The sequence below is a fragment of the Lysobacter sp. BMK333-48F3 genome, from assembly GCF_019733395.1.
Classification (GTDB): domain Bacteria; phylum Pseudomonadota; class Gammaproteobacteria; order Xanthomonadales; family Xanthomonadaceae; genus Lysobacter.
The window spans coordinates 2117513-2141863 of the sequence record NZ_JAIHOO010000001.1; the positions used below are offsets into that span (position 1 = coordinate 2117513).

A 24351-nucleotide genomic window follows, 5' to 3' on the forward strand; every position below is an offset into this window, starting at 1 on the left:
GCCGGTGGGCGACCACCGGCCGTTTCGTTTGCGCGCCGGCGCCGGAACAGAAGCCGAGGCAGGGTGGGGATAGGGGTAGGAGCGACGCGAGTCGCGACCGCGTAGCTGCAATCTCGCGCCGTAGCTTCTGTAGGAGCGGCGTGAGCCGCGACCACCGAAGCGGTGAAATACCACGTCGCCGTTCGAAACCCTGTTGCCCGGGCTTCGGCGGCTGCGCTCGCGTGCATCGCTTCGTTGGTCGCGGCTTACGCCGCTCCTACAAGTAGGGGCGACGTTCGGGGTAGGAGCGACGCAAGTCGCGACCGCGAAGCCACGGTCTCGCGCCGCCGCTTACCGCGCCCTGTAGGAGCGGCGTCCCGCCGGGATTTCCTTCGGTCACAAGCCACGACCGCGTAGCTGCCATCTCGCGCCGTAGCTTCTGTAGGAGCGGCGTGAGCCGCGACACGTCTTTGCCGATTGCGCCGTCGCTGCGAGGCCGCGGTCGCGGCTTGTGACCGGAGGAAATCCCCGTGGGACGCCGCTCCTACCCCAAGAGCAGTGCGTCGTTTCGCTCGGCGTCGATGACGGTGTTAGCTCTGCGCATGCCCTGTCGCGGCTTACGCCGCTCCTACTGGAGGGGCGACATAACTGGCCCGGCCGCGCGCCGCCATCGCTTCGGTCGCGGCTTGTGACCGAAGGAAGTCCCGGTGGGACGCCGCTCCTACCCCAGGCGACGCGGGTTCAGCGCAACGCGCTTTCCGGTACGTCCAGTTCCAGCGACAGGGCCAGGTGGTCGGATTGCGCGGCCGGCACGGCGCGGGCGCCGGCGAAGCCGAGGCCGTCGCCGAGCAGGATGTGGTCGATCGCGCGCTGCGGGCGCCAGCTGGGGAAGGTCGCCAGCGGTTCGCTCGGCGGCTGCAGGCGGGTGCCGCGGAACAGGGCCTGCATCTCGGGGCGGTCGGGCGAGCAGTTGAAGTCGCCCATCAGCACCGCGTGCGGGTGGTCGTGCAGCAGCTCGGCGATGAAGGCCAACTGGCTGCCGCGCGAGCCGGCGCCGAGCGAAAGGTGGGCGACGGCGACGGTGAGGCCGTCGTCGCCCTGGCCGTAATGGGCGATCAGCACGCCGCGGCCGGAGATCCGGCCGGGCAGGGGATGGTCGACGACTTCGCGCGGTTCCAGCTTGCTGAGCAGGCCGTTGGCGCTGGAGGCGACGCTGCCGACGCGCCGGTTCGGCTGGTGGCTCCAGTACTCGAAGCCGCCGCGCTGGGCCAGGTAGTGGGTCTGGTTGGTAAAGCCCGAACGCAGGCTGCCCGGGTCGCTTTCGTTGAGGCCGACGATGTCGTGCTCGCCGGCCAACTGGGCGATCGCGTCGAGGCTGCCGCGCTTGTTGCCGGCGGGCAGCACGTGCGACCAGCTGCGCGTCGCGTAATCGCTGTAGCGACGCGTGCTGGAGCCGGCCTGGATGTTCGCGCTGAGCAGGCGCAGCCGGCGTGTGGTCATGCCAGGTCCCTGGGCGTGCGGGCCGATCAGCCCTGGGCCGGAGCCGCCGGGGCGGCGGCCGCCGCCGGAGCCGGAGCCGCGGCGCCGTCGGCCGGAGCGGCCGGCGCGGCGGCCGGGGCCTGCATCGCGGCGCGCTCGCGCGCGACCAGGTGATCGGCGACGCGCAGCATGTCGGCGAAGCCCTTCTCGGTGGTGACCAGGTACTTGCCGTTGATCACCAGCGAGGGGCTGGAGCTGACGCCCGAGCGCTGCATGAACTGCTCGGCGCGCTTGAGCTTGGCGTTGATCGCGAAGCTGTTCATGGTGCCGATGAAGTCGGCCGACTTGGCGCCGTACTTGGCGTAGAAGTCGCCGAACTGCTGGTCGGTCACGCTCTGGTACGGGATGGTCTGCTCGATGTGCACGGCGCGGAACATGGCTTCGTGGGTCTTCTCCAGCAGGCCCAGGGTCTGGGCGGTGTAGAAGGCCTTGGCGAACGGAATCGGGTTGCCGCCGAACGGGCCGGCGACCGGGGTGAACTTCACGTCCGCGGTCTGCTTCTTGCGCCAATCCAGCAGCTGCGGCTCGAACTGGGCGCAATGCGGGCAGGTGTAGCTGAACACTTCGGCGACTTCGATCTTGCCCGCGACCGGCTCGTAAGCCTGGCCGGCCGGGATTTCCTGGAAGTCGGTGCCGGCGACCGGGGCCGGGCCGGCCGGCGGGGTGGCGACGGCGGCGGGCTGGATCGCCGGCTGTTCCGGCGCCGCCGGAGCGGCCGGCGCGTTGTCGGCGGCCGGGGCGGCGGCATCGGCGGTCGGCGCGGCCGGCGCGGCGGTGTCGGCGGCCGGAGCGGTGTCGGTCTTGTTGCAGGCCGCCAGCGCGACCAGCGCGGTCAGCACGAGCGGATAGCGGGACAGCGAGGCCATACGCGAATTCATCGGTGGAATCTCCGCAAAGCGATCGGAATGCGATCAGTCGAGGGGGCGGGCGCGCGCCGGTGCGTCGCGGCTCCGCCGGGAATGGCCGCCAGGATAGCGGCCGTCATGGGCAAGCGGGAGTGCAGGCCGGCTCAGCGCTTCTTGCCGGCGCCGGCGCGCTCGCGCGCGATCAGGTGGTCGGCGACGCGCAGCATGTCGTCGAAGCCCTTCTGGGTGGTGATGCGGTACTTGCCGGCGACGACCATCGACGGGGTGCCGTCGATGCCGCTGGCCATGATGAAGGCCTTGGCCTTCTCCATCGCCTGGCTGGTCGCCGGGCCGGTCATGCCGGCGGCGAAAGCCTGGGCGTTGGCGCCGTAGCGGGCGTAGAACGCGGCGATCTCGGCCGGGGTGGCGTTCTGGATCGGCAGGCTGCGCTGCTCGTGCAGGGCCTTGAACACCGCCTCGTGGGTCTTGCCCAGCAGCTTCATCGACTGCGCGGTGTAGAAGGCCTGCGCGTACGGGGTCCAGTAGCCGCCCCACGGCGCGGCCAGCGGGACGAACTCGACGTCGGCCGGCAGCTTGGCGCGCCAGGCCGCGATCTGCGGGTCAAAGTGGGCGCAATGCGGGCAGGTGTAGCCGAACACCTCGACCACTTCGACCTTGCCCTTGACCGGCGCGAACGGCTTGCCGCCTTCGATCACGACGTAGTCCACGCCGATCTCGGGCGCCGGGCCGGCCGGCGCGCCGGCCTTGGGCGCGGCGAGGGAAGCGAAGGGGAGGGCGGCGAGCAACAGCAGGGCGGCCAAGCGCAGTTTCATCGGTGATCTCGTCGGTGGTGGCCCGCAGCGGACGGAGTCCGTCGCGCGGGCGGAGGGCGGACATGAAAAACGCCGGCGCTAAGGATAACGGCCGGCGTCTCAAGCGGGAGTGTTGGAATGGACCGGCGCGGCATCGCGGAAGTTCCCGTCGCGCGCAAGGTGACCGGGTTCACTGTTCGCGTCGCGGCGCGGCCGCGGGGCGCCTGTAGAGCGCGCCCGTAGAACATGCCTATAGACAGGCCCATAAAACGAAAACGCCGGCCTGTCGCCAGGCCGGCGTCGGGTCGCGGCGTGCGCCGGCTCAGCCCTTGGCGGGCGGCGCCGGAGCGGCGGCCGGGGCCGCAGCGGGCGCGGCCGCCGGGGCCGGCGCCGGAGCGGCCGGCTTGGCCGCAGCCGCCGGCATCTGCGCGGCGGCGACGTCGTCGGCGCGCGGGTGCAGGCCCTGCAGGTAGCTGGACAGCGAACCGATTTCCTCGTCGGTCAGCTGCTTGGCCACGCTGGCCATGATGTTGAACAGGTGCGGGTCCTTCTGCGTGGTGGTGCCGGCGCGGTATTCCTCCAGGCGACGCTGCGAGTAGGCCGCCTGCTGGCCGGCGATGTGCGGGTAGGCCGGGCCCGGATTGCCGGTGCCGCCCGGGCCGTGGCAGGCCATGCAGGCCGGGATGCCGCGGGCCTTGTCGCCGGAACGGAACAGCTGCTCGCCGACTTCGTAGAACTTCCTGCCCTTGTTCGGGCCGGCCGCGATCGCGGTGTCGTCGGCGACGCCGGCGCCGGACTTCTGGGTCGCGAAGTAGGCGCCCAGGTCGCGCGCGTCCTGGTCGCTCAGGGCGTCGGCGTAGGGCTTCATCGCCGCGGCCATGCCGGTATTGCGCTCGCCGCTCTTGAACAGGGCGATCTGGTGGGCGATGTAGCGCTCGCTCTGGCCGGCCAGACGCGGGTACTGCGGATCGGTCGGGTTGCCGTCCAGACCGTGGCAGGCGGCGCAGGTGCCGGCCTTGGTCGCGCCCGCCTTGACGTCGCCCCAGACAGGCTTCGGGCTGCCGGACAGCGGTGCGGTCTGGACCGGTTCCTTGTCGGGAATCGGGGTGACCGTGGTCTGGGCATACGCAACGGCGGCAGCCGCGAGGGCGACGAGGCCGACGAGGCCGAAGACGCGGGCTTGGCTCATGTAGCTGGGCTCCGAACTACTGGCTTGCTGCGGGATGGGCTGGCGGACTGCTGGCGCCCGGCGCGTCGCGCGCGCCGGAACCTTGGAATTATCAGGGTCGGCCCGGACTGGGTCAACGCGGATTCAGGCGCCGACGGCGCTGCGGACGCCGGCGCATGCGATCCTAGTGCGATGACCAATCACCTCGCCCGTGCCCGCTACCTGCTGTCGGCGCATAACCACAAGCAATTGCCGCCCGACGGCGGCCACGAGGTCGCTTTCGCCGGCCGCTCCAACGCCGGCAAGTCCAGCGCGCTCAACGCCTTGTGCCAGCAGAACGCGCTGGCGCGGGTGTCCAAGACCCCGGGCCGCACCCAGCAGTTGGTGTTCTTCGACGTCACCCCGCCGTACCGCGGCCCCGAACCGGCCCCGGACCCGGACCGCTTCCTGGTCGACCTGCCGGGCTACGGCTACGCCAAGGTGCCGCAGAACCTGCAGGCCCACTGGCAGGCCTTCCTGGACCGCTACTTCGAGACCCGCCAGGCCTTGCGCGGCCTGGTGGTGGTGATGGACATCCGCCATCCGCTCAAGGACTACGACCGCCACATGATCGGCTACGCCGCCGGTCGCGGCCTGCCCGCGCACGCGCTGCTGACCAAGGCCGACAAGCTCGGCCGCGGCCAGCAACAGCAGCAGCTGATGGCGGTGCGCAAGGAACTGCAGAACGCGTTCGGCGACACGGTCAGCGTGCAGACCTTCTCCGGCGAGTCCAAGCAGGGCGTGGACGAGGCGCGCGCGGTGGTGATGGGCTGGCTGGGCCTGGGCGAGGCGCCCGCCGAGTAATGCGCCGCTGAGCCCGGGCGCTCCGCTCAGGGCGCCGGCAACCGGCGCGCGGTGCGTACCTCGTGGCGCTCGTCGTACTGGCGCTGGGTGTCCAGCGCGCCGTCGCCGTCGCTGTCGATTTCGCCGCTGGTAAGGCGGCCGCCGGTCCAGTGATCGCGCTTGATCACCCGGCCCTGCGGATCGAACCATTCCTCGGTCCGCAGCACGCCGCGCAGCGCGGTCTGCTGCCGCTCCGGCGCGCCGTCGCCCGAGTAGTCGGTGGTCAGGCCGGTGAACTGGCCGTCGCGGAACGTGGTGACGGTTTCGCGCACGCCGTTGAAATCCTGGTCTTCCTCGACCTCGGTGACCAGGCCGCGAGGATCGTAATGGCTGACCTGGTCGGTCTGGCTGTCGGTATTGCGGTCGGCCTCGATCCGCACCAGGGTCTGGCCTTCGAAGATCAGGCGCTCGTCGGCGATGCCGTCGGCGTCGTAATCGGCGGGCTGCTCGCTGACGCCGGGCCGCAGCGCGAAAGCGGTCGCCGTCGCGCCGAGTGCGGCGCCGATCGCGAGGCACAGGACGATGACGCCCGCGCCCGCGCCGTGCCGGCGCGGTTTGCGCTGGCCGATCGGACGATAGAGATTGGCGTCTTCGACGTAGCCGGCCGTATCCGCCGGCGTTTCGTCGCCGTCGTCGAGTTCGTCCGTGGGCCGGTCGCCTTCGTCGTCGTCCGGGCCAGGCGGGATTTCCGTCTCCTGCCAGGCTTCGATGATCTGCCGCGCGCGTTCGGCGTCCTGGTCCGCGACTTCCAGGCGTACCGCGCCGCCGACCGGCAGCAGGCCGGCACCGGCCTCCAGAGCGGCGCCGAAGACGAAGGCGCGGATGCCTTCCTGGGCCAGGAGCCCGTGCACCAGTTGCGCGTCGGCCGAATGCGCCGCGTGATAGACGATTTGCATCCCTGCCTCCGAAGCGCCCGCGGTTCGTCGGGCGTGGGCGTCAGTATGCGGGCCGGGGCGACGTTCGCGCGATGTGTGTTATCAGCCTTCAGCGCGGGCGACGTAGATCGCGTAGCCCGGCAGGCGCAAACGGCCGGCCTCGACCGTGCCGCTGGGCAGGCCGTGGCCGTGGTCGGCGCGCCAGCCGGCGCGTTCGCCCAGCTCCAGCGCGACCTCGTCGGCGCCGAGGTTGAACGCGATCAGCAGCGCCTGCGCGCCCTCGCCGCGGACGAAGGCCAACACCGGTTCGGGCGTGTCGAGGAAGCCGATCGCGCCGTGCAGCAGCGCCGGATGGCGCTTGCGCCAGCCGAGCAAGCGGCGCAGGCGTTGCAGCGGCGAATCCGGATCGCGTTCCTGCGCGGCCACGTCCAGGCCGCGGTGCGCGTCGGCGATCGGCAGCCACGGTGCGGCGTCGCTGAAGCCGGCCAGTTCGGTCGCGTCCCAGGGCATCGGCGTGCGGCAGCCGTCGCGGCCCTTGAAGGTCGGCCAGAAGGTCTTGCCGTACGGGTCCTGCAGCGCCTCGAACGGCAGCTCGGCCTCGGGCAGGCCCAATTCCTCGCCCTGGTACAGGCAGACCGAGCCGCGCAGGCTGCAGACCAGGGCGCTGAGCAGGGTCGGGTAATGCGCCGGCAGGGCTTCGCCGCGGCCCCAGCGGGTGACCACGCGCTGCACGTCGTGGTTGGAGATGGCCCAGCACGGCCAGCCCTCGCGCATCGCGTCTTCCAGGGTCTGCACGGTGCCGCGGATGTAGCCGGCGGAACGGTCGTCGGTCAGCAGCTCGAAGCTGTAGCCCATGTGCAGGCGGCCGTGGCGGGTGTACTCGTCGGTGGTCGCCAGCGAATCTTCCGAGGAGATTTCGCCCAGCGCGACCGCGCCGGGATAGCGGTCGAGCAGGCTGCGCAGCTCGGCCAGGAAGGCCAGGTTCTCCGGCCGGGTGTTGTTGTAGTAGTGGTACTGGAACGCGTACGGATTGTCCGGGCTGAAGCCGCGGCCGACCCGCAGCTCCGCCGGCTTGGGCGGGTTGTCGCGCAACTGCGCGTCGTGGAAGCAGAAGTTGATCGCATCCAGGCGCAGGCCGTCGACGCCGCGCTCGAGCCAGAAGCGCACGTTGTCGAGCACCGTCGCGCGCACCGCCGGGTTGTGGAAATTGAGGTCCGGCTGCGAGGACAGGAAATTGTGCAGGTAGTACTGCTGCCGGCGCGGTTCCCAGCGCCAGGCGACGCCGCCGAACAGCGACATCCAGTTGTTCGGCGCGGTGCCGTCGGGGCGCGCGTCGGCCCACACGTACCAGTCGGCGTAGGGGTTGTCGCGGCTTTCGCGGCTGCGCTGGAACCACTCGTGCTGGTCGGAGGTGTGGCTGAGCACCTGGTCGATCATCACCTTCAGGCCCAGCGCATGCGCCTTGGCCAGCAGCCGGTCGAAGTCCTCCAGGCGGCCGAACAGCGGATCGACCGCACGGTAGTCGGCGATGTCGTAGCCGAAGTCGGCCATCGGCGACTTGAAGAACGGCGAGATCCAGATCGCGTCGACGCCGAGGTCGGCGACGTAGCCGAGCTTGTCGATGATCCCGGGCAGGTCGCCGACGCCGTCGCCGCTGAGGTCGCGGAAGCTGCGCGGATAGATCTGGTAGACGACCGCGCCGCGCCACCATGCGTCGTTGGCGTGCGGGACGGCGATCGGAAGGCTGGCGGCGGACAAGAGAAACCCCTGGAGATGGCGGGCGGCGTGCTGCATCGCCGCGATGCGCGGCAGCTTACCGCCGCCGGCTGCGGGCGCCGTCGCAACTGCATACGTATTCATGCCGTCGCGACCGGACGAACTGCGACATGAATGCGGCCGCCCGGCATGAATACGTATGCAGAAACCGCTGCGGCCGCGACGGCTTGCCTAACATGCGCTCGGACCGGGGGCGCACGCATCGCCCCGGCGGACGCAGCGCGCCGGCAGTGCGCGCGCGCCACGACTCACAGCGCTTCTGGAGGGGAGCATGTCGAAACTGAAGCCGGCTACGCCGCAATCGCAATTCAACCGCCACCTGCTGACCGCGGCCCTGGCCTCGCTCGGGCTGTGCAGCTCGTGGACGGTGTGGGCCGCCGACGCCCCCGCGCCGCAGGACGCTCCCGCCGCCGCTGCGCCGGCCGAGGCCGCCGCGACCGCGCACGAACTCGACGCGGTCCAGGTCACCGGCAACCGCCGCGTGCAGTCGATCCAGAAGTACGCCGGCACGATCCAGTCCTTCAGCGGCGAAGACCTGACCAAGCTCGGCATCAACACCGACTTCCGCAACCTGCAGGCGGTGGTGCCCGGCCTGCAGATCACCCGCCAGGAGGGCAAGTACGAGATCTTCCTGCGCGGCATCGGCGCGGCCGACTCGGATTTCTCCTCCGACCCGTCGGTGGCGACCTACTACAACGGCATCTACCTGCCGCGCCCGCGCTCGATCGGGCCGATGTTCTTCGACGTCGACCGGATCGAGGTCAACAAGGGCCCGCAGGGCACGGTGCGCGGCCGCAACGCCACCGGCGGCTCGATCAACGTGATCTCCAAGCGGCCCGAACTCGGCGTGACCAGCGGCGGGCTGAAGGTCGGCGCCGGCAACTACGACTTCACCACCGCCGAGGGCGTGCTCAACCTTCCGATCGGCGAAACCTTCGCCCTGCGCGCGGCGCTGTTCGACGAAGAGCGCTCGTCCTACATCGGCAACGGCTATCCCAAGTCGCTGTTCGACGCCGAAGGCCCGGGCGCGATCGACAACCAGGCCCTGCGCCTGTCGGCGCTGTGGGAGCCGAACGAGAAGTTCTCGGCCTATGTGATGCTGGACAAGGTGACCGAGCGCGGCACCGGCGACCCGGGCATGTTCGCCGAGCGCGGCCTGGCCGCCGGCTACGACATCGGCGACCTGTCCGATCCGTTCCGCCAGTACTTCCGCACCCAGGGCAAGACCACCAACGACATCGAGGGCGTCGCGGCGACCTTCACCTACGCGTTCAACGACGCGGTGGCGGTGGAGTTCAACACCTCCTACCGCAAGTACGACTTCTACAACCGCAACGCCTCGCGCGAGTGGCAGCTGGGCCCGGTGTATCCGGGCTCGGATCGCGAGGCCTACCATAATCCCGAACGCCTGGCCTGGTACGACACCTTCTACCAGGCCGACAAGTCCAGCTCGACCATCAACGAGCTGCGCTTCTTCGGCGACACCGGCAAGCTGATCTGGTCGGCGGGCCTGTTCAATTACGAAGAAAAGTACGACTACGTGTCCTGGGACGTCGGCAACGGCTACTTCGGCGATTGCGACTGGTGGCGGCCGGGCACGGTCTGCGGCTGGCAGGACGGCCTGGGCGGCGAGAACCGCGGCGACAACTCCAAGGTCGAGTCGAACGCGGTGTACGGCGACTTCAGTTTCGCCGCGACCGATTCGCTGCGCCTGATCGGCGGCGTGCGCTACACCCGCGACAAGAAGATCGCGCGCGAATCCAACCTCAAGTACCAGTTCGTGATTCCGGAGGGCCTGTTCCAGCAGTTCACCGGCCAGCCGATCGATACCGCGACCAACCCCTACACCACCGGCCTGGTGCTGGGCTCGCCGGGCTTCCGCCTGGCCGCGCCGGGCGGCCGTCCGGGCGGCGATCCGAGCATCTGCAGCGGCTGGACTCCGGCCGAGCTGCGCTGCGATCCGGGCGCGAACACGCTGGACTACTTCCTCGGCGGCTTCGCCGGCTTCGGCGTCGACGACAACTGGGCCCAGTTCCTGCGCCAGAACCGCGACCAGATCCAGGTCATCGCGCGCTCGGACTTCCCCGGCGGCCGCAGCGAGGACGTGTACAAGGACAGCTACGTCGATTGGCGGGTCGGTTTCGAATACGACCTGTCGCCGCAGGTGATGCTGTACGGCACGGTGTCCACCGGCACCCGTTCCGGCGGCATCAACCGGCCGCTGTCGCTCAACGACGGCAGCGCGCTGGCGCCGACCTTCGAGCCGGAAGAGCTGACCTCCTACGAGGCCGGCATCAAGGGCGACTACCTCTGGGGCGAGACCCCGGTGCGGTTGAACGCGTCGGTGTTCTATTACGACTACCAGAACAAGGTACTGCAGAACCTGATCGACGTGCCGGCGCCGACGCCGACCAACCCGAACGCGACCAGCCGCCAGGTGTTCAACGACAACGCCGCCAACGCCAGCGTGCTCGGCCTGGAACTGGAAGGCCGGGTCGGCCTGCCGTACGGCTTCAACCTGGGCTACAACTTCACCTACCTGGACGCGACCTTCGACGACTCCAAGGTGCTGGACACCCGTTCCGGCGGCCTCGGCCTGATCGTGCCGCTGGACGGCAACCGCCTGCCGAACACCTCCAAGTACAACGCCAACGTCAGCCTGTCGCAGACCATCGACATCGGCCGCGGCGCGCTGAACTCGTTCGACTGGACGGTCAACCTGACCTACCGCTCCGACTACTACCTGACCGCGTTCAACAGCCGCGGCTTCGGGCTGGATGCGGCCGGCAAGGTGATCGAGATTCCGCTCGCCGACATGCCGTTCAACAACGGCTCCAACCCGGCCGCCGGCGGCGGCCCGGCCAGCGGGCTGGCGATGCGCGACGACGTCGACGGCTTCCTGACCGTCAACGTCTCGGCCGGCCTGAACTTCGGCAGCGACAGCCAGTTCCGCATCGACGGTTTCGTGTCGAACCTGACCGACGAGGTCTATTCGGGCAAGGGCTTCATCAACAACGCCACCAACATCCGCTACTTGAATACGCCGCGGATGTACGGGATCCGGTTCTCGTCGCAGTTCTGACCGGGTAAGAGCAAGGCAAAGGCAAATCCCCCCTAACCCCCTTTTTCGAGGGGGGAATGCAACGCGGGATTTTGGGGCAGCGATGATCTTCGGGTAAGGCCGCTGCTCTGCTTGTCTTCCCCCTTCGTAAAAGGGAGATCGAAGGGGATTTGCTTTTGACCCAGCAGCGTCCGTCCGGTGTGCCTGTCCCAACCCGCTTCATGCCAGTATCCCCGCCATGACCGATCGCCCCGACGCGCCGTCCCGCAAGCCGCAGCTGTCGTTCTGGCAGATCTGGAACATGTGTTTCGGCTTTCTCGGAATCCAGTTCGGCTTCGCCCTGCAGAACGCCAACGTCAGCCGGATCTTCCAGACCCTGGGCGCAGCCATCGACGACATCCCGATGCTGTGGATCGCCGCGCCGCTGACCGGGTTGATCGTGCAGCCGATCGTCGGTTACCTGTCCGACCGCACCTGGAGCCCGGGCCTGGGACGGCGCCGGCCCTATTTCCTGATCGGCGCGGTGCTGGCTTCTCTGGCCCTGCTGGCGATGCCGAACGCGCCGTTCCTGTGGATCGCCGCCGGCTTGCTGTGGGTGCTGGACGCGTCGATCAATATTTCGATGGAACCGTTCCGCGCCTTCGTCGGCGACCAACTGCCGCCGCGCCAGCGTTCGACCGGCTATGCGATGCAGAGTTTCTTCATCGGCGTCGGCTCGGTGGTCGCCAGCGCGCTGCCGTACGTGCTGGCGCATTACGGCGTCGCCAACACCGCGATGCCGGGCGAAGTGCCCGACACGGTGCGCTACGCCTTCTATGCCGGCGGCGCGGTGCTGCTGTTGTCGGTCGGCTGGACCGTGCTGAGCACGCGCGAGTACCCGCCCGAGCAACTGGCCGCCTACGACGAAACCCCGCCGGCGCCGCCGCGCGCGCCCTGCGACCGGATGCGCTGCCTGCTGCTGGGCGCGGCCTGGGTCACGGTCGGCGCGATCGTCGCCGCGGCGATCGCGATGGCCGCGCTGGACCGCCAGTTGTACGTGCTGGCGGGCATGATCGCCGCGTTCGGCCTGGCGCAGTGGCTGCGCGGCCTGGTCGGCGAGGGCAGCGGCTTCGCCAGCATCATGGACGATCTGCACGGCATGCCGCCGACCATGCTGCGCCTGGCGGTGGTGCAGTTCTTTTCCTGGTTCGCACTGTTCGCGATGTGGATCTACACCACGCCGGCGGTGACCCAGCTGCATTACCACAGCAGCGATACCGCCTCGGCCGCCTACAACGACGGCGCCAACTGGGTCGGGGTGCTGTTCGCCGCCTACAACGGTTTCGCCGCGCTGGCCGCGGTGGCGATCCCGTGGATGGCGCGGCGCTGGGGCCTGCGCTGGAGCCACCTGATCAACGTTTGCCTGGGCGGCGCCGGGCTGATCTCGATCGCCCTGATCCGCGACCCGCAATGGCTGCTGCTGTCGATGCTCGGGGTCGGCTTCGCCTGGGCCTCGATCCTGTCGCTGCCGTACGCCCTGCTGTCGGACAGCCTGCCGGCGGCGAAGATGGGCGTGTACATGGGCATTTTCAATTTCTTCATCGTCATTCCGCAGTTGGTCGCCGCCAGCCTGCTCGGCTTCCTGCTCAAGGCCTTCTTCCACGGAGAACCGGTATGGGCCTTGGTGATCGGCGGCGCGAGCCTGGTCGTGTCCGGGCTGTGCGTGCTGCGGGTGCGCGAACCGGGTGCGGAGGCGAGCGCATGAGCCGGCTGGCGCTGGCGGCGTTGGCCTTGGCGCTGGCCGGTTGCGCGACGGCCGGGCCGGCCGCGCCGCCGCCGCGCGACTACTACGGCACGCTCGAGCCGATGGCCGGCGATGCGGTGTACTTCGTGGTCACCGACCGCTTCGTCAACGGCGACCCGAACAACGACCAGCGCGAGCAGGGCGGGCCGGATCCGGCCACGCGCAGCTTCGACCGGCCGGTGGCGGGCGCGCCGGCCGGCGAGAGCGACAACATCGGCTACCTCGGCGGCGACTTCAAAGGCCTGCTCGACAATGCCGGCTATATCCGCGAGATGGGCTTCGGTGCGGTCTGGCTGACCCCGATCGTCGACAACCCCGATCAGGCCTTCACCGGCGGCGAGGCGGTGACCTGGGGCGGCGCGTTCCAGGATCGCGGCAAGACCGGCTACCACGGCTACTGGGGCGTGGATTTCTTCCGCCTCGACGAGCATCTGCCCAGCCCGGGCCTGGACTTCGCCGCGCTCACCGCCGGCCTGAAGCGGCACGGGCTCAAGACCGTGCTCGACATCGTCGCCAACCACGGCTCGCCCTCGTTCACCATGCCGCAGGACCAGCCCAAGTACGGCGAGATCTACCGCGACGGGGTGCTGGTCGCCGACCACCAGAACCTGCCGCCGGAGCGCCTGGATCCTGAGCGCGAGCCCTTGCACCGCCTGTTCCGCAACCAGAAGGATCTGGTGCAACTGTCCAATCTGGACGACACCAACCCGGCGCTGTTGGACTACTTCGTCGACGCCTATTCGCAATGGCTGGACCAGGGCGCCGACGCGTTGCGCATCGACACCATCCGTCATGTGCCGATGCCCTTCTGGCGCAGTTTCGCCGCGCGCATGCGGGCCAAGCGGCCGGGCTTGTTCATGTTCGGCGAGGCCTTCGACTACAAGGCCGAGAACATCGCGCCCTTCACCTGGGCCGAGAACGGTGCGGTCAGCGTGCTCGACTTCCCGCTCAAGGAGCGCATGGCGCAAGTGTTCGGCCGCGCTCGCGCCGACTACGCCCGGCTCGACCAGCGCCTGTATCTGCAGGGCGGCCCGTACGCCAATCCCTACGAGCTGATGACCTTCTACGACAACCACGACATGGCGCGGCTGGACGCCAACGACGAAGGTTTCATCGACGCCAATAATTGGCTGTTCACCGCGCGCGGCATTCCGGTGATCTATTACGGCTCGGAAACCGGCTTCCAGCGCGGCCGCGCCGAGCATGCCGGCAACCGCAACTACTACGGCCAGGCGCGGGTCGATGCCGGCGCCGCGCATCCGATCCATGCCGCGCTCAAGCGCATCGCCCAGGTGCGCCGCGACTCGCCGGCCTTGCAGCGCGGCTTGCAGTCGAACCTGCTGCTGCAAGGCGACCGGGCCGCGTTCTACCGCGTCTACCAGCACGGCGGCACGGCCCAGATCGCCCTGGTCCTGCTCAACAAGGGCGACGCGCCGGCGGATTTCGCGATCGCCGAGCGCCTGCAGGCGGGCACCTGGCGCGCCGCGCTCGGCGGCGGCGAGACCGCGATCGGCGAAGGCGGCACCCTGCGCGCGCGAGTGCCCGCGCACGGCGTCGAGGTCTACCTGCTCGACGCCCCGGTGCGCGATGCCGGCCTGGCCGCGGCCCTGGACCGGGCGATGGCCCGCGCCCGCCGCCGCTGATCGCGCGCGGACTCCCTACACCCACGAACCCCGCCCGCAGATCCCCCCTTTGAAAAAGGGGGGCAGGGGGGATTTGCTCTTTGCATCACCGGAGCAGGCCACCTGCCCGCGGACGCTCCCGCGGTATCGCACCGCTGCCGCGGTCGCGGCTTACGACAACAGGACATCCCGTGGGCCGCTGCTCCTGCAAGCGGTGACGCCGCGGTCAGCCCGCGCCGCAGGACTTGCGCACCACTAGCGACGTCGGCAGCCGAACGCTGTGCGCTTCTTCGTCGCCGATCAGCTTCATCAGCGTATCGACCAGCAGTTCGCCGGCTCGCTTGGTGTCCTGGAAGATCGTGGTCAGCGGCGGATGGGCGAAGCGCGCCATCGGGATGTCGTCGAAGCCGACCACCGACACGTCCTCGGGCACGCGCAGGCCGCGTTCGGCCAGCGCGCGCATCGCGCCGATCGCGATCAGGTCGCTGGCCGCGAACACCGCGTCGAACGGCAGACCGCGCGCCAGCAGTTCGCAGGCCGCGGCATGGCCGGCGTCTTCCGAGCTTTCCGCGTCGACCTGCAGGGCGCGGTCCAGGCTCAGCCCGACTTCGCTCAGGGCCTGCTCGCAGCCGAGGTAGCGGTCGAGGAATTCCGGGTAGTGGCTGGAGGCGTCGCCGAGAAACGCGATCCGCTGGCGCCCCAATGCGACCAGGTGGGCGCCGGCCAGGCGGCCGCCGCCGACGTTCTCGCAGCCGATCGACAGCCCCGGCTGGTCCGGCAGCACCGCGCCCCAGCGCACGAAGCGGGTGCCCTGTTCGACCAGTTTCTGCAGCTTGCCCTGGTAGGCCAGGTAATCGCCGTAGCCCAGCAGGATCAGGCCGTCGGCCTTCATGCTGTCCTCGTAGTCGGCGGCCCAGTCGTCGGACAGTTGCTGGAACGAAATCAGCAGGTCCTGGCCGTGGCGGGCGCAGGCGCGGGTGATCGAGCCGAGCATCGACAGGAAGAACGGGTTGATGTGCGACTCGTCCGGGGTCGGGTCCTCGAACAGCAGCATCGCCAGGGTGCCCGAGCGCTGCCGGCGCAGGCTGGAGGCGTGGCGGTCGACCTTGTAGTTGAGCTCGCGCACCACCGCCTCGACCCGGCGCCGGGTGTCGGCGTTGACCAGCGGGCTGCCGCTGAGCACGCGCGAGACGGTGGCCTGGGACACGCCGGCCAGATGGGCGATGTCGACCGAGGTGGCTTTGCTCTTCTTGCGCATGGGCCGCAGTGTAGCCGGGACTCGGGACTCGGGACTGGGGACTGGGGACTCGTTAAGAGCCGGTCGGGATCGGCGATGCAGAGCGCTAGGCTTTTCGATTCCCGATTCCCGATTCCCGATTCCCGATTCCCGATTCCCGATTCCCAGCCCTCAGTCGCTCAAGCGAGGATCCATCCAGCCGCGCAGGGCGTCCACCGCGACGTTGATCGCCACGATCAGCGCGCCGATCGCCAGCACCACGCCCAGCACCAGGGTGTAGTCGCGGTTGAGCGCGCCCTGGACGAAATAGCGGCCCATGCCGGGGATGCCGAACACCTGCTCGACCACCGCCGAGCCGGTGACCACGTTGATCAGCGCCGGCGACAGCCAGGCCACCACCGGCAGCAGCGCCGGCTTGAGCGCGTGGGCGAACAGCAGCCGGGTTTCCGACAGGCCGCGCGCGCGCGCCGCGGTCAGGTAGTCGGCCGACAGCGTCTCCAGCAGCGAGGCGCGGGTCAGGCGCGCGCAGTAGGCGATGTTGGGCAGGGCCAGGGCGATCACCGGCAAGACGATGTTGTCCCATTCGCCCCAGCCGCCGGCCGGCAGCCAGTGCAGGCCGACCGCGAACACCAGCACCAGCAGCGGCGCGACCACGAACTTGGGCACCGCCAGGCCCAGCCCGGCCAGGCCCATCAGCAGCCGGTCGGTCCAGCCGCCGGCGCGCAGCGCCGCCCACACGCCCAGGGCGACGCCGAACAGCAGCGCCAGCAGCAAGGCCAGGCCGCCGTTGAGCATCGACACCGGCAGCGCGTTGGCGATCAGCTGGTTGACGGTGTAGTCGGGGTATTGGAACGACGGCCCGAGATCGCCGCGCACCGCGTCGCCGAGCCAGGCCAGGTATTGCATCGGCAGCGGTTGGTCGAGCCGGTACTGGGCGTCGAGCGCGGCCTGCACCTCCGGCGGCGCGGCCTTCTCGCTGTCGAACGGGCCGCCCGGCGCCGCGCGCAGCAACACGAAGCACAGCGTCGCCAGCAGCCACAGGGTGATCGCCGCCTCGAACAGGCGCGAACCGAAGCGGGCCAGCGCCGGCCGCATCAGACCTGCACGCCGAACAGGCGCCCGACCAGGGTCGCCGCCGCCATCGCCAGCGCGCCCCAGAACGCGACCCGCAGCGCGCCGCGCAGCACCGGCGCGCCGCCGGCCCAGGCGGCGAGCGCGCCGGACACGGATAGAGCGGTCAGGGTGGTCGGGATCGCCACCGCCTCGACCTGCTGGTGCGGCGCCAGCAGCACCGCGGCCAGCGGCAGGGCGGCGCCGCTGACGAAGGCCAGCGCCGAGGCCGCCGCGGCCTGCAGCGGCCGCGCGCGCAAGGTGTCGGTGATGCCCAGTTCGTCGCGGGCGTGGCTGCCGAGCGCGTCGTGCGCGGTCAGCTGGCGCGCGACTTCGTGCGCCAGCTCCGGGGCCAGGCCGCGCTTGACGTAGATCCGGGCCAGTTCTTCCAGTTCGCTGTCCGGATCCTCGGCCAGCTCGCGCCGTTCCACCGCGATGTCGGCGCGCTCGGTGTCGGCCTGCGAACGCACCGAGACGTATTCGCCGGCGGCCATCGACATCGCCCCGGCGACCGCGCCGGCGATGCCGCTGGTGAGGATCGCGGCGTTGTCGGCGCCGCTGGCGGCGACCCCGACCACCAGGCCGGCGACCGAGACGATGCCGTCGTTGGCGCCTAGCACCGCCGCGCGCAGCCAGCCGACCCGCTCGGAACGGTGCGCTTCGGGATGGCGGCTGAGCGAATGCGGGCGGGAGGAGGCGTTCATGGGCGCAGGCTCAACCAGCGGCTGGCGTGGCGGTCCAGGGCGTTGGGCTCGAAGCCGCGCACGCGCTCGGAGACCAGGTGCTTGGAGGTGTAGAAGTACAGCGGAATCGTCGCGTGATCGTTGAGCAGGCGCTGCTCGGCGGCGCGCAGCCAGGCGTTGCGCGCGGCGTCGGTGGCGGCCGCGTCGGCGCGCGCCAGGCGCTGGCGGTAGCCGGCGTCGTCGTAGCCGGTCCAGTTGAGCGGGCCGTCGTTGCCGAATGCGGCGAGGAAATTGCGCGCGTCGGCGAGGTCGCCGATCCAGCCGCCGCGGAAGGCCTGGGTGATCGCCCGTTGCTTGCGGTTCTGCACGAATACCTTCCATTCCTCGTTGCGCAGCCGCACCTGCACGCCGAGGGTCTGGCGCCACATCGCCGCCACCGCCAGGGCCAGGCGCCGGTGCGGGGTCGAGGTGTTGTAGCGCAGTTCGACCGTCAGCGGCTCGCGCGCCGAGTAGCCGGCGTAGCGATACAGCGCGCGCGCATGCGCTTCGCGCTCGGCCTGTGGCATCGACGCCCACGGCAGCGTCGCCGGCGCGTAGCCGGCGATGCCCGGCGGGACGATGCCGTAGGCCGGGGTTTCGCCCAGGCCGGTCACATAGCGGGTCAGCTTGTCGCGGTCGACCGCCATCGCCAGCGCCCGGCGCAGGGCCAGGGCGCGGTCGTCGCAGCGCGCCGCGCCGGCGGCGCAAGGCGCATCGCGGAACGGCGCGCGGGTGGTGTTGAGGCCGAGCCAGAACGCGCCCAGGTAGGGCGACAGGCGCAATTGCGCGCCGAAGCGCCGGCGCAGCGAGTCCAGCGGCTGCGGCGGCACCACCTCGGTAAGGTGCAGGTCGCCGGCGGCGAAGCGCTGCAGCTCGGCGGCGGCGTCTTCGGTGACGTGGAAGCGCACCCGCTCGATCGCCACCGCAGCGGCGTCGTGGAAGCGCGGATTGCGCACCAGTTGCAGATTGGCCTGCGGGGTCCAGGCCGCCAGGGCGTAGGCGCCGTTGCTGACCAGTTGCCCGGGCCGGGTGTGCTGGGCGCCGTGGCGCTGCACCGCCGGCAGGTACACCGGAAAGGCGATCGGCAGGGTCAGCAGGGCCGGCAGCGAAGCGCTGCGGTTGAGCCGGAACTCGACCGTGCGCGGATCCGGCGCCGATACCCCGAGCCGTTCCGGGGCCACTTTGCCGGCCTGCACCGCCTGGGCCTGGTCGAGGGCGTCGAACAATTCGCCGAACGGCGCCGCGGTGGCCGGCGCGAACGCGCGCCGGAAGCTGGCCACGATCTGGCCGGCGTCGAGCGGCTCGCCGTTGCTCCAGCGCAGCCCGGGACGCAGCGCGAAGCGCCAGGTGCGGCCGTCGGCCGAGACCGTCCAGCGCTGCGCCATGCCCGGGATCAAGCGACCCTGCGCGTCCTCGGTGACCAGGCCTTCGTACAGGTCGCGCAGCACGTTGCCGCAGGCCACTTCCTGGCAACGGTGCGCGTCCAGCGTGCTCGGTTCGGGGCCGTTGCCGCGCTCCAACTGCGCCGGCGCGGCCTGCGCAGGCACGGCCGGCGCCGCCAGCGCCAGTAGCAGGGCCGAACCATAGCGTTGCAGGACGGACGTTGTTCGGCGCAAAGCGAGGTCTACACTGCCGGGGTCTTGCGATTGTAGGCGAGCCGCCGCATATCCAGACTCGGAAACGGTGCAAGGTGGCACGCAACAGACCGGTCGGCGGGCCCATGACGGGGCGACGGCCGCGGCCGTTGGCCCGTCAGCGACGGCCGGCGGCTTTCCGCGCAGCGACGCGCGAGCAGGGCATCCCGCCTTGCCGAACAGAATCAAGCGAGGTGGATGTGTCCGGTCCCAGCCAGGTCAAGGATATCGAGATTCCCGACGTCAAGGCCGGCGGCCGCGACATGCTGGTCGAGTACCTGGCGTCGGGCGCGCGCCCGGATGCGGACTGGAAGATCGGCACCGAGCACGAGAAGTTCGGCTTCCGCACCGACGATCTGCGGCCGCCGACCTTCGACGGCGAGCGCGGCATCGAGGCGCTGCTCAAGGGCCTGGTCCAGTTCGGCTGGGCTCCGGTCGAGGAAAACGGCCGGGTGATCGCGCTCAGCCGCGGCCAGGCCTCGGTGTCGCTGGAGCCGGCCGGCCAGCTGGAACTGTCCGGCGCGCCGCTGGACACCCTGCACGACACCTGCGTCGAAGCGGCGACCCACCTGCGCGAAGTGCGCACCGTCGCCGAGCCGATGGGCCTGGGCTTCCTCGGCATGGGCTTCCAGCCCAAGTGGCGCCGCGACGAGATGCCGTGGATGCCCAAGGGCCGCTACAAGATCATGCGCGAGTACATGCCCAAGGTCGGCAACCTCGGCCTGGACATGATGACCCGCACCAGCACCGTGCAGGTCAACCTCGACGTGCGCGACGAGGCGGACATGGTGAAGAAATTCCGCGTCTCGCTGGCCTTGCAGCCGATCGCGACCGCGCTGTTCGCCGATTCGCCGTTCACCGAGGGCAAGCCGAACGGTTATCTGTCCTACCGCTCGCACATCTGGACCGACACCGACCCGGACCGCACCGGTCTGCTCGATTTCGTGTTCGAGGACGGTTTCGGCTACGAGCGCTACGTCGATTACCTGCTCGACGTGCCGATGTACTTCGTCTACCGCGACGGCCGCTACATCGACGCCAGCGGCCAGTCGTTCCGCGATTACCTCGACGCCAGGCTGCCGGCCCATCCGGGCCAGCGCCCGACCCTGAAGGACTGGGCCGACCACAGCACCACCGCGTTCCCGGAAGTGCGGCTGAAGAAATACCTGGAGATGCGCGGCGCCGATTCCGGTCCGTGGAACCGGATCTGCGCGCTGTCGGCGTTCTGGGTCGGCCTGTTGTACGACGCCGAAGCGCTCGACGCGGCCTGGGACCTGGTGCTGGACTTCACCCCGGCCGAGCGCCACGCGCTGCGCGACGGCGTGCCCCGGCACGGCTTCCAACTGCCGTTCCGCGACGGCAAGGTGCTGGACCTGGCGCGGCGCGCGCTGGAGATTTCCGCCCATGGCCTCAAGCGCCGCGCGCGCTTGAACCAGCACGGCGCCGACGAATCGATCTATCTGGAGCCGTTGGCCGAGTTCGTGGCGATGGGCAAGAGCCCGGCCGAACGCAAGCTGGAGCTGTTCCACGGAGCCTGGGGCGGCAGCGTCGACCCGGTGTTCAAGGATTTCGCCTACTGAGCGCAGGCGTGGGGGCTTGCCGACGGGCCGTCGCCGGCCCAGGCGGCGAAATCGATCTGCCCGCTATCGGCGACCGTCGCCACGGTCGCCAGCATCTCCAGCGCCGCGCGGTGCCTGAGCGGATCGGCGCTGGCGCACAGGTCGCCGATCACTGTCACTTCGAAATCGCGATCGTGGGCGTCGCGCGCGGTGGTCTGAACGCCGGTTTCGGTGCTGACCCCGCAGATCGCCACGCGCCGGATCGCCGCCGCATGCAGGCGCGCCTCCAGATCGGTGTCGAACAGCGCGCTGACCCGCGGCTTGGTCACGATCCAGTCGCGCGGCCCGATCTGCAATTGTTCGTGGAAGCGCGCGCCCCAGTCGCCGTCGCGCAGGGCGCCCAGTTCGGCCGCGCGGCCGAACAGCGGCGAGCGCCGCGGCAGGTCGGAATAGTCCGGCGCGAACGCCACCCGCACCATCGCCACCGTCGCGCCGGCGGCGCGGGCGCGCGCGGCCAGAGCGTTGCAGCGCGCGATCAGCCCGCTTTCGCGCACCGCATCGGCGGCGCGCGCGAGCTTGCCGTCCGGGTGGACGATGTCGTTGATCAGGTCGATCACGATCAGGGCGGTGCTCATGCGCTGGGCTCCGGAGTCGTGCGGCGGCGGTCCCGCCGAGACCGCAGTGATACCCGCAGCGGCGTGGACGCCGCGTCCAGGCGCGGCTCAGCCGGCGGCGAGCTGCTTGTCGAGTGCGCGCAGGCGGTCCAGGTCGGGTTTGTGCAGGCGGCGCAGGTGCGCCGGCATGCGCTGCGCGCGCGCAAGCGTTTGCGCGCACAGCTCTCGCGCACGCGCGCTGTCGCCCCAGCCGGCCAGGCATTGGGCGTAATGCGCATGGGCCTGGAAGCCGCTGCTGTAGCCGGTCAGGGCCTCGAACTCCTCGCGCGCCTTGGCCCGGTCGCCGCTGTCCGCGACCGCACGCGCATAGGTCAGGTGGCCGTCGGCGGAGCGGTAATCGGGGCGCTTGGCGATCAGCTCCTCCAGCAACTGCCGCGCCTGCGCCGGCTCGCCGGCTTCGAGCAGGGCCCGCGCCAGGCGCACCTGGATGTCCGGGTCGTCGCGATGGATGCCGCTCAGCGCGGCGCGGTAATGCGCCAGCGCCTCGCCGGCGCGGCCGGCGTCGAGCAACGCATCGGCCAGGCGCAGGCGGTGATCGGTGGTTTCGGCCGTATCGAAAGCGTCCTGCGCCTCGCGCAGGGCGCGGTCGGGATCGAGCAGGCGGCGCACGTTGCCGGCCAGGGCGCGGCCGTGGCGGCTGTGGCGCTGTTCCGGCAGCCACACCGCGAACGCATAGACCACGCTGCCGAGCAGCGGGAACATGAAGAGCACCATCAGCCAGTAGCGGTCCTGGCCGCTGCGCACCGCGTGGACGGCGAAATACAGGGCGACGACGACGTGCAGGCCCATTCCCAAGTACGGCATTGGCATTCCCTGGCCGAGTGAGTTCCGGGCGCTAGTGTCGGCATTCACTGCGTCCCGCGCCAGCGGATCGGCCCGCCGCCGGTCGGCGCACGAACGGCACGAATGTGCTTAGGAATGCGACCAGGCCCGAGCGCCGCTCTGCGATTCCGCATTCACCGTTCCCAGTTCCCGCCGTCGCACCAGGCGCCGGCGCGGCCGCGCGCCGCAACGCGACCACCGCGCCGGCGACGATCAGCGCCGCGCCGAACCAGGTCGACGCGCCCGCGACGCGGCCGAACAGCCACCCGTCCAGCGCCGCACCGACCGGCACCGCCACATACATCAGCGGCGCCAGGGTCGAGGCGTTGCCGAGCCCGCGATAGGCCAGGTCGCGCAGCGACTGGCTGCCGAGGCTGCACAGCGACATGCCGAGCAGCGCCGCGACCAGCGCCCAGGCCGGTTGCGCCGCCAGCGCGGCCGGGTCGATCCGGGTCGCGCCCCAGGCCGCCAGCGGCAGGCCGACCAGCGAGGCCTGCAGGTACAGCTTGAACTGGTTGCGGAACGGCGGCTGGTGCTGGGCGCTGCGGTAGAACAGCACCTGCGAGGCGGCCATGGCGAAACCGCCGGATAGCGACAGCGCGGCGAGCCGGTCCAGGCCGTGCGCGCCGGGATTGAGCACCACCGCCACCCCGCAGAAGCCGATCGCCAGGCCGCACAGCGCCGGCCCGCGCAGCCGTTCGCCTAGCCAGGCCCAGGCGATCAGCGGAATGAACAAGGGGCCGGTGTTGTACAGCAGCACCGCCTGCAACAGGTCGCCGTGGATCGCGGCGTAGACGAAGCAACCTTGCGAGATCACCACGCAGACCGCGCGCACCCAGGCCGGGCGGTCGGAGAAAGAAAACACTGCGCGCCAGTCTGCGCGCCCGGCCAGGGCGACTAGGGCCAGCCCGGGCAGGAAGAAGCGGGCCCAGATCACCAGCTCCGCCGGCAGGCCGCCGGTGTAGCGGGTCAGCAGGCCGAGCACGGCCAGGCAGATCGAGGCGGCGGCCATCAGGCCGGCACGCAGCAGCAGGGGGCGGGGGGCGCGGGCGGCGCTCGGAGCAGGGTGGGTCATGTGGTAAATCTAGGCCGCGACCCGTCCTGTTAAAATCTGCAAATCCAAGCCAGGCGGTAAGTTTTTATGACCACCAGCGACCCGTCCCCACGACGCCTGCCGGCGTTGCGCGCGCTGCAGGCCTTCGCCGCGGTGGTGCGCTACGGCGGCATGCGCCGCGCCGCCGAGCGCCTGCACCTGAGCCATGCCGCGCTCAGCCAGCACGTGCAGCACCTGGAAGAGGCCTTCGGCCTGCGCCTGCTCGACCGCAGCGGCGGCCGGGCGCGGCCGACGCCGCTCGGGCGCGAGTACGGCGAGGCCCTGATCGAGGGCTTCGAACGCATCGAGGCGGCGACCGCGCGCCTGCGCGCGCGCGGCGACGAAAGCCGGCGCTGGCTGCTCGGCGCGCCGACCAGCCTCAGCGTCAGCCTGCTGTTGCCGCGACTGGAAGATTTCGCCGCGCGCGCCGGCGCCGAGGTGCAGTTGTTCTGCCCGGCCAATGCCGACGACCTGGCCCAGGGCCGGGTGCACGCCTTGCTGATGCATCGCGACCCGGCCGCGCTGGGGCTGCGCGGCGAACTGCTGTTCGAACAGGCCTTGCAGCCGGTGGCCGCGCCGGCATTGGCGGCGCGCCTGGATCTCGCCCATTGGTGGCGCGAGCGCGCCCCCGGCGCGCGCCTGCTGCACGTGACCAGCGAGGGCTGGCGCGAGGACTGGCCGCACTGGTTCGGCGAGGATGCGGCGCACTGGCCGCTGCCGTCGCTGGGCCTGTCTTCGCCGATGCCGGCGCTGAGCGCGGCGCTGGCCGGGCAGGGCATCGCCCTGCTGTATCCGCGCCTGATCGCCGAACCGCTGGCGCATGGCGCGTTGCTGCCGCTGCCGTGTCCGCAGCCGCCGCCGTTGCGTCGGGTGTACCTGGCCTGGTTGCCGGAAGCGCACGGCAGCGCGCGGCTGGAACGCTTGCGCGACTGGGTCACGGCCTTGTTGCGCGACGACGAGGCGCCGCCGTCGCCGTGACGCCGCGCGCATCGCCGATCGCGAGCGCATCGCGCCGCGGTCGTGTGCGCCGCGGCGCAGCCGGCCTGCGATGCGCGTCGCCGCATATGCTCAGTAGCAAACGTCCTAAGTCGCCGGCGTCGCCGCGGCGGCGGCGCTAAGTCGCGGATGCGGCAGGGCTTGCGTGGCGTCCCGTTGCGC

The 24351-nt window shown here is 70.6% G+C and carries 19 protein-coding genes; 6 read left to right on the forward strand and 13 right to left on the reverse strand.

Going from position 1 to position 24351, the window contains the following annotated elements:
* Positions 1–720: 720 nt before the first annotated feature.
* The 4 genes from K4L06_RS08930 to K4L06_RS08945 all read right to left on the reverse strand — a co-directional run bounded on the left by K4L06_RS08930 (position 721) and on the right by K4L06_RS08945 (position 4364).
* On the reverse strand, positions 721–1479 hold the full coding sequence (locus K4L06_RS08930; protein WP_221671060.1) for an endonuclease/exonuclease/phosphatase family protein: 759 nt from the start codon (positions 1477–1479) through the stop codon (positions 721–723).
* Between the two features lie 26 nt (positions 1480–1505).
* On the reverse strand, positions 1506–2396 hold the full coding sequence (locus K4L06_RS08935) for a thiol:disulfide interchange protein DsbA/DsbL (RefSeq protein WP_255595029.1): 891 nt from the start codon (positions 2394–2396) through the stop codon (positions 1506–1508).
* A 131-nt stretch (positions 2397–2527) separates the two neighbouring features.
* Positions 2528–3196, reverse strand: a complete 669-nt coding sequence (locus tag K4L06_RS08940) for a thiol:disulfide interchange protein DsbA/DsbL (RefSeq protein ID WP_221671061.1) — start codon at positions 3194–3196, stop codon at positions 2528–2530.
* Positions 3197–3497: 301 nt separating this feature from the next.
* Positions 3498–4364 (reverse strand): c-type cytochrome, encoded by an 867-nt coding sequence (locus tag K4L06_RS08945; RefSeq protein WP_221671062.1) that lies wholly within the window; start codon positions 4362–4364, stop codon positions 3498–3500.
* A gap of 171 nt (positions 4365–4535) precedes the next feature.
* On the opposite strand from K4L06_RS08945, the gene yihA reads away from it, so the two are divergent.
* Positions 4536–5186 (forward strand): ribosome biogenesis GTP-binding protein YihA/YsxC, encoded by a 651-nt coding sequence (gene yihA, locus K4L06_RS08950; RefSeq protein ID WP_221671063.1) that lies wholly within the window; start codon positions 4536–4538, stop codon positions 5184–5186.
* Between the two features lie 26 nt (positions 5187–5212).
* Here the strand turns inward: yihA and K4L06_RS08955 are convergent, their stop codons facing one another.
* Together K4L06_RS08955 and K4L06_RS08960 are read right to left on the reverse strand one after the other, a co-directional pair.
* The gene (locus tag K4L06_RS08955) at positions 5213–6121 is read right to left on the reverse strand and encodes a DUF2007 domain-containing protein (RefSeq protein ID WP_221671064.1); all 909 of its coding nucleotides are present in this window, start codon (positions 6119–6121) and stop codon (positions 5213–5215) included.
* 81 nt (positions 6122–6202) lie between these two features.
* The gene (locus K4L06_RS08960; protein ID WP_255595030.1) at positions 6203–7858 is read right to left on the reverse strand and encodes an alpha-amylase family glycosyl hydrolase; all 1656 of its coding nucleotides are present in this window, start codon (positions 7856–7858) and stop codon (positions 6203–6205) included.
* Between the two features lie 289 nt (positions 7859–8147).
* Between K4L06_RS08960 and K4L06_RS08965 the strand changes: the two genes are divergently transcribed.
* The 3 genes from K4L06_RS08965 to K4L06_RS08975 all read left to right on the forward strand — a co-directional run bounded on the left by K4L06_RS08965 (position 8148) and on the right by K4L06_RS08975 (position 14363).
* Positions 8148–10958, forward strand: a complete 2811-nt coding sequence (locus K4L06_RS08965) for a TonB-dependent receptor (protein ID WP_221671065.1) — start codon at positions 8148–8150, stop codon at positions 10956–10958.
* A 217-nt stretch (positions 10959–11175) separates the two neighbouring features.
* A complete protein-coding gene (locus K4L06_RS08970; RefSeq protein ID WP_221671066.1) occupies positions 11176–12681 on the forward strand; it encodes an MFS transporter in 1506 nt (501 codons plus the stop codon).
* Positions 12678–14363, forward strand: a complete 1686-nt coding sequence (locus K4L06_RS08975) for an alpha-amylase family glycosyl hydrolase (RefSeq protein ID WP_221671067.1) — start codon at positions 12678–12680, stop codon at positions 14361–14363. The genes K4L06_RS08970 and K4L06_RS08975 overlap by 4 nt, the downstream gene beginning before the upstream one ends.
* Before the next feature lie 205 nt (positions 14364–14568).
* On the opposite strand, the gene K4L06_RS08980 is transcribed toward K4L06_RS08975, so the two are convergent.
* From K4L06_RS08980 to K4L06_RS08995, 4 genes are all read right to left on the reverse strand, one after another.
* A complete protein-coding gene (locus K4L06_RS08980; RefSeq protein WP_221671068.1) occupies positions 14569–15600 on the reverse strand; it encodes a LacI family DNA-binding transcriptional regulator in 1032 nt (343 codons plus the stop codon).
* 150 nt (positions 15601–15750) lie between these two features.
* A complete protein-coding gene (locus tag K4L06_RS08985; RefSeq protein WP_221671069.1) occupies positions 15751–16674 on the reverse strand; it encodes an ABC transporter permease subunit in 924 nt (307 codons plus the stop codon).
* Positions 16674–17393 (reverse strand): VIT family protein, encoded by a 720-nt coding sequence (locus K4L06_RS08990; RefSeq protein WP_221671070.1) that lies wholly within the window; start codon positions 17391–17393, stop codon positions 16674–16676. Before K4L06_RS08990 ends, K4L06_RS08985 begins: the two co-directional genes overlap by 1 nt.
* Entirely contained in the window at positions 17390–18958 is a 1569-nt protein-coding gene (locus K4L06_RS08995) for a peptide ABC transporter substrate-binding protein (protein ID WP_221671071.1), read from the reverse strand. The genes K4L06_RS08990 and K4L06_RS08995 overlap by 4 nt, the downstream gene beginning before the upstream one ends.
* A gap of 350 nt (positions 18959–19308) precedes the next feature.
* Here K4L06_RS08995 and K4L06_RS09000 point away from each other — a divergent pair, with 350 nt between their 5' ends.
* On the forward strand, positions 19309–20625 hold the full coding sequence (locus K4L06_RS09000; protein ID WP_221673575.1) for a glutamate--cysteine ligase: 1317 nt from the start codon (positions 19309–19311) through the stop codon (positions 20623–20625).
* On the opposite strand, the gene K4L06_RS09005 is transcribed toward K4L06_RS09000, so the two are convergent.
* The 3 genes from K4L06_RS09005 to K4L06_RS09015 all read right to left on the reverse strand — a co-directional run bounded on the left by K4L06_RS09005 (position 20619) and on the right by K4L06_RS09015 (position 23175).
* On the reverse strand, positions 20619–21239 hold the full coding sequence (locus K4L06_RS09005) for an isochorismatase family cysteine hydrolase (protein WP_221671072.1): 621 nt from the start codon (positions 21237–21239) through the stop codon (positions 20619–20621). The genes K4L06_RS09000 and K4L06_RS09005 overlap by 7 nt on opposite strands.
* 87 nt (positions 21240–21326) lie before the next feature.
* Positions 21327–22082, reverse strand: a complete 756-nt coding sequence (locus K4L06_RS09010) for a tetratricopeptide repeat protein (RefSeq protein WP_221671073.1) — start codon at positions 22080–22082, stop codon at positions 21327–21329.
* A gap of 31 nt (positions 22083–22113) precedes the next feature.
* Entirely contained in the window at positions 22114–23175 is a 1062-nt protein-coding gene (locus K4L06_RS09015) for a DMT family transporter (protein WP_221671074.1), read from the reverse strand.
* A 66-nt stretch (positions 23176–23241) separates the two neighbouring features.
* On the opposite strand from K4L06_RS09015, the gene K4L06_RS09020 reads away from it, so the two are divergent.
* Entirely contained in the window at positions 23242–24171 is a 930-nt protein-coding gene (locus K4L06_RS09020) for a LysR family transcriptional regulator (RefSeq protein WP_221671075.1), read from the forward strand.
* The last annotated feature ends 180 nt before the right edge of the window (positions 24172–24351 follow it).

Coding starts and splice junctions, on each gene's coding strand:
- K4L06_RS09000 (WP_221673575.1), top strand. CDS start 19,309: ATGCTGGTCGAGTACCTGGCGTCGGGCGCGCGCCCGGATGCGGACTGG.
- K4L06_RS08990 (WP_221671070.1), bottom strand. CDS start 17,393: ATGAACGCCTCCTCCCGCCCGCATTCGCTCAGCCGCCATCCCGAAGCG.
- K4L06_RS08930 (WP_221671060.1), bottom strand. CDS start 1,479: ATGACCACACGCCGGCTGCGCCTGCTCAGCGCGAACATCCAGGCCGGC.
- K4L06_RS09005 (WP_221671072.1), bottom strand. CDS start 21,239: ATGAGCACCGCCCTGATCGTGATCGACCTGATCAACGACATCGTCCAC.
- K4L06_RS08970 (WP_221671066.1), top strand. CDS start 11,176: ATGACCGATCGCCCCGACGCGCCGTCCCGCAAGCCGCAGCTGTCGTTC.
- K4L06_RS08975 (WP_221671067.1), top strand. CDS start 12,678: ATGAGCCGGCTGGCGCTGGCGGCGTTGGCCTTGGCGCTGGCCGGTTGC.
- K4L06_RS08980 (WP_221671068.1), bottom strand. CDS start 15,600: ATGCGCAAGAAGAGCAAAGCCACCTCGGTCGACATCGCCCATCTGGCC.
- yihA (WP_221671063.1), top strand. CDS start 4,536: ATGACCAATCACCTCGCCCGTGCCCGCTACCTGCTGTCGGCGCATAAC.
- K4L06_RS09010 (WP_221671073.1), bottom strand. CDS start 22,082: ATGCCGTACTTGGGAATGGGCCTGCACGTCGTCGTCGCCCTGTATTTC.
- K4L06_RS08945 (WP_221671062.1), bottom strand. CDS start 4,364: ATGAGCCAAGCCCGCGTCTTCGGCCTCGTCGGCCTCGTCGCCCTCGCG.
- K4L06_RS09020 (WP_221671075.1), top strand. CDS start 23,242: ATGACCACCAGCGACCCGTCCCCACGACGCCTGCCGGCGTTGCGCGCG.
- K4L06_RS08935 (WP_255595029.1), bottom strand. CDS start 2,396: ATGAATTCGCGTATGGCCTCGCTGTCCCGCTATCCGCTCGTGCTGACC.
- K4L06_RS08985 (WP_221671069.1), bottom strand. CDS start 16,674: ATGCGGCCGGCGCTGGCCCGCTTCGGTTCGCGCCTGTTCGAGGCGGCG.
- K4L06_RS08965 (WP_221671065.1), top strand. CDS start 8,148: ATGTCGAAACTGAAGCCGGCTACGCCGCAATCGCAATTCAACCGCCAC.
- K4L06_RS09015 (WP_221671074.1), bottom strand. CDS start 23,175: ATGACCCACCCTGCTCCGAGCGCCGCCCGCGCCCCCCGCCCCCTGCTG.
- K4L06_RS08955 (WP_221671064.1), bottom strand. CDS start 6,121: ATGCAAATCGTCTATCACGCGGCGCATTCGGCCGACGCGCAACTGGTG.
- K4L06_RS08940 (WP_221671061.1), bottom strand. CDS start 3,196: ATGAAACTGCGCTTGGCCGCCCTGCTGTTGCTCGCCGCCCTCCCCTTC.